Origin of the sequence: Streptomyces sp. SID12488 (genome assembly GCF_010548275.1) — a bacterium.
Classification (GTDB): domain Bacteria; phylum Actinomycetota; class Actinomycetes; order Streptomycetales; family Streptomycetaceae; genus Streptomyces.
Genome location: NZ_JAAGLT010000012.1, coordinates 1 through 9,286 on the forward strand (window position 1 = coordinate 1; position 9,286 = coordinate 9,286).

Genomic DNA, 9,286 nt, shown 5'->3' on the forward strand with positions numbered 1-9,286 from the left:
CGCCCCAGGGACCGCTGGTTGGTGCGCCCGTCCTTCTGAGCGGCCGGCGGAGCCGGCGGCGAGGAACTCGCCGCCGGAGCCGTTGCCTGACTCGACATCACCGAGTGCCCTTCGCGGCGAACGCGGCGATCTTCTCGACGTTGGACTTGTCGACGAACGCCGGGCCGGTCAGCACGGGCTGCTCACCGCCACCGCTGTAGTTGCCGTTGTTCTTGAACAGCCACATCGAGTCGACGGCCAAGTAGCCCTGGAGGTAGGGCTGCTGGTCGACCGCGAACTGGATGTCGCCCTTCGTGATGGCGTCGGTCATCTCCTTGTTGAGGTCGAAGGTCGCGACCTTGGCCTTGCTGTTGGCGTCACCCACCGACTGCACGGCGGTCAGCGCGTAGCTGGCGCCGAGCGCGACCACGTAGTCAATGGCCTTGTCCTGGTTGAGCTTTGCGGTGATCGTCGACTTCACGGACGGCATGTCGGTGCCGTTGACGTTGAGGACCTCCAGCGTGCCGGTGAACGTCTTCTTCACACCGTCACAGCGCTGGGTGAGGCCGACGTTGCCCTGCTCCTGGATCACACAGACGGCCTTCTTGGAACCGAGCTCGTTCAGCTTCTTGCCGAACGCCTCGCCCGCGACGGACTCGTCCTGGCCGAAGAACTGCTGGAGGCCCAGCCTCTTCCAGTCGCTCAGACCCGAGTTGAGGCCGACCACGGGGATGCCCGCCGCCGTCGCCTTGGCCACGACGTCCTTCATGGCGTCCGGCTTGGCCAGCGTGATGGCGATGCCGTCGACCTTCTGGTCGATCGCGTTCTGCACGAGGTTGGCCTGGTTGCCCGCGTTCGGGTCGGCCGAGTAGACGAGCTTGATGTTGTCCTTGTCCGCGGCGGCCTGGGCACCCTTGCGGACGATGTCCCAGAAGGTGTCGCCGGGCGCCTGGTGGGTGACCAGGGCGACGGTCATCCGAGGGGTGGTGGCCTTGCCCGCCGAAGCGTCGGCGCTGCTGTCCTCGGACTTTTTGCCGCCGGAACTGCTGGAGCAGCCCGCGAGGACCAAGGCCGCTGCCGCGGCAGCGGCGACGACGGGGGCGATTCTGCGGGAGCGAGAAGAGCGGTCCATCTTTCCTGCACCTCACTGTGCGACCGGGGAGAGGGAGGGATCTCAGCGATCCCTGGCCCGGGTCCCGGAGGTCCGGGCCGTGTGCCGCGAACACGGCGGTCGTGCTGGGACCGAATCCAAATCCTTGGACATGTCCGCTGTCAATACTTTGTTAAGACATCATTTCACGAGCAGGTCAGAATGTAAGAACAAACTCTTGACAGCGTCACCCTTCGAGTCCTACACCTGGGAGGACGACAGGCCCCTCGGGACCCGCATCCTCCGCAGCTCGAAGGAGCATCGCATGACCGAGTCAGCCCCGCCCTTCGACCTGGTCACCATGGGCCGCATCGGAGTTGATCTTTATCCGCTGCAGTCCGGCGCACCGCTGACCCTAGTGCAGACGTTCGGTAAATTTCTCGGTGGGTCGGCCGCCAACGTCGCGGTCGCGGCGGCCCGTCTGGGCCGTTCCTCGGCCGTCGTCACCCGGACCGGCGCGGATGCCTTCGGCGACTATCTGCACCAGGCTCTGAAGGAGTTCGGGGTCGACGACCGCTGGGTAACTCCGGTCGAAGGGCTGCCGACCCCGGTCACGTTCTGCGAACTCTTCCCGCCGGACCATTTCCCGCTCTACTTCTACCGCCAGCCCACCGCGCCTGACCTGCAGATACGCACCGAAGAGCTGGATTTCTTCGGCATCCGGGCCGCCCGCGTCCTCTGGATCACCGGCACCGGTCTGAGCGAGGAACCTAGCCGCTCGGCCACGCTCGCCGCCCTCAAGGCCCGCGACCGGGCGGGCATCACCGTGTTCGACCTGGACTGGCGACCGGCGCTGTGGAGCGACGCGGCCTGGAGCGACCCGGATGAAGCCCGTCCGTACTACGCCGAGGCACTGCGCCACGCGACCGTGGCGGTGGGCAACCTCGACGAGTGCGAGATCGCCACCGGTGTACGCGAACCGCGCGCCTGCGCGGAGGCGCTGCTGGCGGCCGGGGTCGAGCTGGCCGTCGTCAAGCAGGGCCCCAAGGGTGCGCTGGCGGTGCACCGCGACGGCACCAGCGCCGAGGTACCGCCGGTACCCGTCGAGGTCGTCAACGGCCTGGGCGCGGGTGACGCGTTCGGCGGCGCCCTGTGCCACGGACTGCTGTCCGGCTGGGAGCTCGAGCGGACCATGCGGTACGCCAACGCGGCCGGCGCCCTCGTCGCCTCCCGTCTCGCCTGCTCGTCCGCGATGCCGACCGGGTCCGAGGTCGACGACCTCCTCGCGAGCGGATCGCCCCGATGAGTGAACGCCGGACCGCGACGATTTCGAGGGCGCTCGAACGGGCGCCCCGCACCCCTGAACGGAGCCAGTTTTGACCATCAGCATCGCCGACCTCGCCACGGTCAGGGCCCGGCACCCGGAGGCCGTCGCGGAGGCCGCCGCCCGCCGGGTCCGGCGACCGCTGATCGGCGACAGCGGACGGCTCATGATCGTGGCCGCAGACCATCCGGCACGCGGCGCCCTGGGCGTAGGCGACCGTCGGCTCGCCATGGCCAACCGCGCCGACCTGCTGGAACGCCTGTGTACGGCTCTGTCGCGGCCCGGTGTGGACGGGGTGCTGGCCACCGCCGACATCCTGGACGACCTGCTGCTGCTCGGGGTCCTGGACGGCAAGGTCGTCATGGGGTCGATGAACCGCGGCGGGCTGGCCGGCGCGGTCTTCGAGATGGACGACCGCTTCACCGGGCACCGCGCCCAGGACATCGCCCGGCTGCGCTTCGACGCGGGCAAACTGCTGCTGCGCGTCGACTACGACGACCCGGGTTCGCTCACCACCCTGGAGTCCACCGCCCGGGCCGTGGACGAGATGGCGGCGCGCCAACTGCCTTTGTTCGTCGAGCCGTTCATCTCGCGCCGGGTCGACGGCCGGGTGCGCAGCGATCTGTCAGCCGAGGCGGTCACCCGCTCGATCGCCATAGCGTCGGGGCTCGGCGGCACCTCCGCATACACCTGGCTGAAACTCCCCGTGACCGACGACCCGGACGACATGGCCGAGGTGCTGGAGACGTCGACGCTGCCCACGGTGTTGCTGGGCGGTGAGGTCGGCGACGACCAGGAGGGGGCGTACGAGCGCTGGCGCAAGGTGCTGCGGCTGCCGACCGTGCAAGGGCTGGTCGTGGGCCGGTCGCTGCTCTACCCGTCTTCGGGCAGTGTGGAGTCAGCCGTGGACACGGCGGTGGGACTGCTGTGAACCGCATCAACAGCGACGCTGTTGTGAACCGAGATGACAAAGGTATGGCCGTGAACTGGGTCAACACAGGACCCGCTGTGAACAGGAGTGACAGATCATGACCACCGCCTACCACCTCCCGGCCGGCAAGGCTCTCGGCGGCCCGTACGTCGTCGACGTCAACCCCGAGAAGGCCGGCTGGGGCTACTCCAGCCTCCGGGTGCTGGAACTGCCCCCGGGCGGCTCGCACACCTTCTCCACCGGCGACAGCGAGTGGATCACGCTGTCCCTGAACGGCGCCTGCACGGTCGAGACGACCGACGATTTCGGCCACACCACCTTCGAGGTGCACGGCCGCGACAGCGTGTTCAGCGGCGTCAGCGACTTCGTGTACATGCCCCGTGACGCGCGTACGACCATCACCTCCGCCGCAGGCGGGCGCTTCGCGCTCACCGGCGCGCGCTGCACCCGGCGGCTGCCCGCCCGCTACGGGCCCGCCTCCTCCGTCCCGGTGGAGCTGCGCGGCACCGGGAACTCCTCCCGGCAGGTCAACAACTTCGGCGCGGCCGGCGTCTTCGAGTGCGACAAGCTGATCGCCGTCGAGGTGATCACACCGGGCGGGAACTGGTCGTCCTTCCCGCCGCACAAGCACGACGAGCACCGGCCCGGCGAGGAGTCCGTCCTCGAGGAGATCTACTACTTCGAGTTCGCCGACCACGAGGGCACGCCCGGCCTCGGCTACCAGCGGGTGTCCCCGTCCGGGCAGGGCCGGAACACGGATGTGCTGGCCGAGGTGCGCGGCGGGGACGTCGTCCTCATCCCCGACGGCTGGCACGGGCCCTCCATGGCCGTGCCGGGCCACCACATGTACTACCTCAACGTCATGGCGGGCCCCGAGGCCGACCGCGCCTGGCTGATCTGCGACCACCCCGATCACGCCTGGGTCCGCGGCACCTGGCCCGAGCAGCCCGTCGACCCCCGTCTGCCCCTCTACACGGCCCCGGAGAAGTCCTGATGAGCACCACCCCTGTCCGCCGTCTGACCGTCGCCCAGGCGCTGGTGCGGTTCCTGTCCGTTCAGTACACCGAGCGCGACGGCGTCCGCCACCGGCTGATCGCCGGCACGTGGGGCATTTTCGGCCACGGCAACGTGGCGGGCCTCGGTCAGGCGCTTCTGGAGGCCGGTGAGGACGCGATGCCGTTCCACCAGGGCCGCAACGAGCAGGCGATGGTCCACGCGGCCGTCGGTTACGCCCGTCAGCTCAACCGGCTCTCGACACAGGCCGTCACCACGTCCATCGGCCCGGGCGCCACCAACCTCGTCACCGGCGCCGCCCTCGCGACGATCAACCGCCTTCCGGTGCTCCTGCTCCCCGGCGACTACTTCGCGACGCGCACCGCGGACCCGTTGCTCCAGCAGCTGGAGCACCCGGTCGAGGCCGATCTGTCCGTCAACGACACCCTGCGCCCGGTCTCGCGCTACTTCGACCGGGTGACGCGCCCCGAGGCGCTGATCCCGTCCGCGCTGAACGCCGTGCGCGTCCTCACGGACCCGGTGGAGACCGGTGCGGTCACGCTCGCCCTGCCTCAGGATGTGCAGGCGGAGGCGTACGACTGGCCGGAGGAGTTCTTCGCCGAGCGCGTCTGGCACGTCCGGCGTCCCGCGCCCGACCCGTACGAGCTGGCCGAGGCGGTGAAGGCGATCCGGGCCGCCGAGCGCCCGCTGATCGTCGCGGGCGGCGGGATCCACCACAGCCAGGCCGAGGACGCGCTGAAGGCCTTGGCGGACGCCACCGGCATCCCCGTGGCGTCCACCCAGGCAGGCAAGGGTTCCCTGCGCTACGACCACCCCGCCGACCTGGGAGGCATCGGCCACACCGGTACGGCTGTCAGCAACGATCTGGCCCGTTCCGCCGATCTGATCATCGGCGTCGGCACGCGCTACACGGACTTCACGACCGCCTCGAACACCCTGTTCCAGAACCCCGCCGTGCGGTTCCTCAACGTCAACATCACCGCCTTCGACGCCCACAAACTGGCGGCACGGACGCTGGTCTGTGACGCGCGGGCGGGCCTCAGGGCGTTGACGGAGGCACTGTCCGGCCACCGTGTGAACTCGGCTTACGAGACCGAGTACCGCGTAGGCAAGGACCGCTGGGAGCAGGTTGTCGACGCCGCTTTCACAGCTGCCGACGACTCCGCTGTGCCCACCCAGACACAGCTGCTGGGCGCCCTGGACTCGGTCGTCGGTGACGACGACGTGATCATCAACGCGGCCGGTTCACTCCCCGGCGACCTGCACAAGCTGTGGCGGGCCCGCAGCCCCCGCCAGTACCACCTGGAGTACGGCTACTCCTGCATGGGCTACGAGATCCCGGCGGGGATCGGCGTCCAGCAGGCCGCCCCGGACACACCCGTCTGGTCGCTGGTCGGCGACGGCACCTATCTGATGATGCCGACCGAGATCGTCACCGCCGTCCAGGAGGGCCTGCCGGTCAACCTGGTCCTCATCCAGAACCACGGCTACGCCTCCATCGGCGGCCTCTCCGAGTCTGTCGGCGGTGAGCGCTTCGGCACCCCCTATCGCTACCGGGCCGCCGACGGCACCTTCACCGGGGAGCCGCTGCCGGTCGACCTCGCGGCCAACGCGGCCAGCCTCGGCATGGACGTCCTGCGCGCCAAGACCGTGGGCGAGCTGCGCACGGCCCTGGCGACGGCCCGCGCCTCGGACCGGCCGACCTGCGTGTACGTCGAGACGGACCCGACGCCGACCGCTCCTCCGGCGGAGGCCTGGTGGGACGTACCGGTCGCCGAGACCGCCACCCGCGAGTCCGCCGTACGGGCCCGCGAGGAGTACGACCGCCAGGTCGTCGATCGTCGACGGCACCTCTGACTCCCCGGTGGACGGCGGTATCAACCTCGTTCCCCCCAGCTGCTCCTGACACATCGTCATCGAATGAAGGAAATGAAGGGAGGTGCCCGGTGGCGACACCCGGTGATCGTTCCCGTGCGGTGTCCGGCTCCCCGCTCGACACCCTGGACTTCACGCTGGACCGCTCCAGCCCGGTTCCGCTCTACTACCAGCTTGCTCAGCAGCTGGAGGCGGCGATCGAGCACGGGGTCCTGGCGCCGGGCAATCTCCTCGGCAACGAGATCGACCTGTCGGTCCGCCTGGGCCTGTCCCGGCCCACGGTCCGCCAGGCGATCCAGTCCCTGGTGGACAAGGGCCTGCTGGTGCGTCGGCGAGGCGTGGGTACGCAAGTGGTGCACAGCCAGGTCAAGCGCCCGCTCGAACTGAGCAGTCTGTACGACGACCTGGAGTCGGCCGGACAGGGGCCCACCACCCAGGTCCTGCGCAACGAGCGGCAGCCGGCGTCCGCCGAGGTCGCCGCCAACCTCGGGGTGAAGGAGGGCAGCGAGGTCGTCGTGCTGGAGCGGCTGCGCTGCACGCACGGCGAGCCGGTGGCGTTCCTCTGCAACTATCTGCCCTCCGGGCTCCTCGAACTCGACGGCGCCCGGCTGGAGTCGACGGGCCTGTACCGGATGATGCGCACCGCGGGCATCACCCTGCACAGCGCCCGCCAGACCGTCGGCGCCCGCTCGGCCACGGCGGCGGAGGCCAAACGCCTGGAGGAGGCGGAGGGTGCCGCCCTGCTCACCATGCAGCGCACGGCGTACGACGACACCGGACGCGCCGTGGAGTTCGGCACGCACATCTACCGGGCGTCGCGATACGCCTTCGACTTCCAGCTACTGATGCGCCCCTGAGGCGTCCCCGGTCCCCGACCCTGTTCCCGCTCCCGTCCCTGTTCCCGCTTCTGTTCCTGTTCCTTCCACCGTCGTTCGTACGGTCATCGGGAACAGGGGCGGCCCGGGTACTCCGCGCTCTCCGGTACGCCCGCCGCGCGCATCCGGCGCAGCACCTCGGCCCGGATCGCGTGGTCGTCGATGTAGAGGGGGCAGTTGACGTCCCGGTCGAACACCAGAACGTCCCCGGCTGTGTCCCAGAGCACCCACCGAGGTGCGTGGGGCGAGTCCTGCCACAGCTGGGTGTACTCGCCGATGACGTCCGTCGTCGGAGCGCTCACAGCGTTCCCTCCTCGCTCTCCCGGCCGTCGACGAGTGTCGCCACGACCTCGATGTCCCCGATACGTGAGCTGTCGACGCTTCGGGGGTCGTCTCCCAGCACGACCAGATCGGCCCGCTTGCCGGGCGTGACGCTGCCCGCGCTGTCCTCCCAGTGGCAGGCGTGTGCGCCGTCGACGGTGTACGCGCGCAGCGCCTCGTCGACGGTGATCCCCTCGTCCGGCCCGATCAACTGCCCGGACAGCGAAGCCCGTTCAACCATGAACTGGATGGCTCGCAGCGGCGACCCGTCCGCCACCGGCCGGTCGGAACTCCCCACCAGCCGGATGCCGTGCTCCAGGAACCCCCGCCCCCGGTACAGCCAGGGCGCCCGCTCCTCCCCCATGATCGACGCGTAGTCGTCGCCGAAGTACCGCAGGAAGTTGGGCTGTACGACGGCTGTCGCACCGAGCCGTGCCAGCCGGGGCAACTGGTCGGGACGGATCAGCCCGGCGTGCTCGATCCGGTGCCGGGCGTCCGGCCGGGGCCGCAGCCGCTGCGCCTCCTCCAGCGCGTCGAGGGCGACATCGGCGGCGCGGTCGCCGATGGCGTGCACGGCGAGCTGCCAGCCCGCGAGATGCCCGTCCACGATGGTCCGCTTCAGGAGTTCGGGGTCCTCCTGCAACTGCCCTGCGGTGTCGAGCCCTTGATAGGGACTGGTGAGGGCGGCGGTACGGGCCATCATGCCGCCGTCGGTGTACACCTTCAGCGCGCCGACGGACAGCCAGTCGTCGCCGAACCCGGTACGCAGCCCGAGGTCGAGCGCGCGCGGGATGCCGTCGGCCTCGTGGGCGGTGACGGAGTGCAGCCGGTCGGCGGCCACCATCAGCTGGACCCGCAGCGGCAACAGGCAGCGTTCCCGGGCGAGTTGGTAGGCGCCCAGCTCGACCGGGCTGTTGCCGAGCAGGGCGCCGCTGATGCCCGCCTCGGCGCACGCGGTGACGCCCTCGGCCAGGCAGGCGCGGGCGGCGCGTCCGATCGCCTCCGCCAACTCCTCCTGGGAGTGCGGCAGTCGAAGGGCTCGGGCCGCGCCCATGGCTCCCTCGGCGAGGAAGGCGCCCTCGTGCGGGATCACACCGGGCAGCAGTTCCAGCACCGGACTGCTGACCGCGCAGCCGTGTCCGGAGTCGTGCATGAGCAGCACCTTGCGCCCGCCGGCGGCCTTGTCGAGCTCGGCGAGGGTCAGATGCCGGCCGAGTCCCCGCTGGTCGTACCCCGCGACGTCCACCCAGCCGCCGGGCGGTACCTGAGCCGCGGCCTGCGCGACGACCGCGAGCACGTCCTCGACCCGGACGCAGGGCGCCACCGTGGGCGTGGCCGCCTTGAACCCCGTCCAGGCCAGGTGCACATGGCTGTCGATGAACCCGGGCAGCACGGTCGCGCCCTGGAGGTCGATCACCCGCTGCGCGGGCAGCCCGGTCACCGCCTCGTCCAGGCCCACGATCCGGCCCCGCCAGATGCCCAGGTCGTGGGCGACGGGGTGGTCGGGGTCCATGGTGAGGACGCGGGCGTTGGTCAGTCGCGTGGTGAGCATGGGAAGTCAGTTCCTCGTTCCGGTTCCGAAGCCGATCCGGTCCATCGGATCAGATCCGATCACGGCCTCAGCCGGTCCGCTCCATGCGTTCCGCGAGGCTCTTGGGCCGCATTTCCGTCCAGTTGGCCTCGATGTGGTCCAGGCACTCCTGGCGGGGCGCCGGGCCGTGCACGACGGTCCAGCCGGCCGGTACGTCGACGAAGTCGGGCCACAGGCTGTGCTGGCCCTCGTCGTTGACGAGCACGGAGTAGACGCCGTCGGGGTTCTCGAAGGGGTTGGTGCTGCTGCCGCTCATGCGGGTCCTCCTTGGTTGGGGTGGATGAGT

At 70.1% G+C, this 9,286-nt stretch carries 9 protein-coding genes; 5 read left to right on the plus strand and 4 right to left on the minus strand.

Annotated elements, in window-relative coordinates:
- Nucleotides 1-97: 97 nt before the first annotated feature.
- Nucleotides 98-1,111: a substrate-binding domain-containing protein gene (locus G3I56_RS19745; RefSeq protein WP_164410680.1), complete on the minus strand. Its 1,014-nt coding sequence runs from the start codon at nt 1,109-1,111 to the stop codon at nt 98-100.
- 283 nt (nt 1,112-1,394) lie between these two features.
- Between G3I56_RS19745 and iolC the strand changes: the two genes are divergently transcribed.
- The 5 genes from iolC to G3I56_RS19770 all read left to right on the plus strand — a co-directional run bounded on the left by iolC (nt 1,395) and on the right by G3I56_RS19770 (nt 7,070).
- Entirely contained in the window at nt 1,395-2,375 is a 981-nt protein-coding gene (iolC, locus tag G3I56_RS19750; protein ID WP_164410682.1) for a 5-dehydro-2-deoxygluconokinase, read from the plus strand.
- A gap of 70 nt (nt 2,376-2,445) precedes the next feature.
- Complete coding sequence (locus G3I56_RS19755; RefSeq protein WP_164410684.1) at nt 2,446-3,324, plus strand: deoxyribose-phosphate aldolase; 879 nt, start codon at nt 2,446-2,448, stop codon at nt 3,322-3,324.
- A 97-nt stretch (nt 3,325-3,421) separates the two neighbouring features.
- The gene (gene iolB, locus G3I56_RS19760; protein WP_164410686.1) at nt 3,422-4,318 is read left to right on the plus strand and encodes a 5-deoxy-glucuronate isomerase; all 897 of its coding nucleotides are present in this window, start codon (nt 3,422-3,424) and stop codon (nt 4,316-4,318) included.
- Entirely contained in the window at nt 4,318-6,195 is a 1,878-nt protein-coding gene (iolD, locus tag G3I56_RS19765) for a 3D-(3,5/4)-trihydroxycyclohexane-1,2-dione acylhydrolase (decyclizing) (protein WP_164410688.1), read from the plus strand. The genes iolB and iolD overlap by 1 nt, the downstream gene beginning before the upstream one ends.
- Before the next feature lie 89 nt (nt 6,196-6,284).
- The gene (locus tag G3I56_RS19770) at nt 6,285-7,070 is read left to right on the plus strand and encodes a GntR family transcriptional regulator (RefSeq protein WP_164410690.1); all 786 of its coding nucleotides are present in this window, start codon (nt 6,285-6,287) and stop codon (nt 7,068-7,070) included.
- A gap of 83 nt (nt 7,071-7,153) precedes the next feature.
- Here G3I56_RS19770 and G3I56_RS19775 read toward each other — a convergent pair whose 3' ends face one another.
- The 3 genes from G3I56_RS19775 to G3I56_RS19785 form a co-directional block, all read right to left on the minus strand.
- On the minus strand, nt 7,154-7,390 hold the full coding sequence (locus tag G3I56_RS19775) for a hypothetical protein (protein ID WP_164410692.1): 237 nt from the start codon (nt 7,388-7,390) through the stop codon (nt 7,154-7,156).
- Nucleotides 7,387-8,961, minus strand: coding sequence for an amidohydrolase (locus tag G3I56_RS19780; protein WP_164410693.1), 1,575 nt, complete (start codon nt 8,959-8,961; stop codon nt 7,387-7,389). Before G3I56_RS19780 ends, G3I56_RS19775 begins: the two co-directional genes overlap by 4 nt.
- 67 nt (nt 8,962-9,028) lie before the next feature.
- A complete protein-coding gene (locus tag G3I56_RS19785; protein WP_164410694.1) occupies nt 9,029-9,256 on the minus strand; it encodes an MbtH family protein in 228 nt (75 codons plus the stop codon).
- Nucleotides 9,257-9,286: the final 30 nt, after the last annotated feature.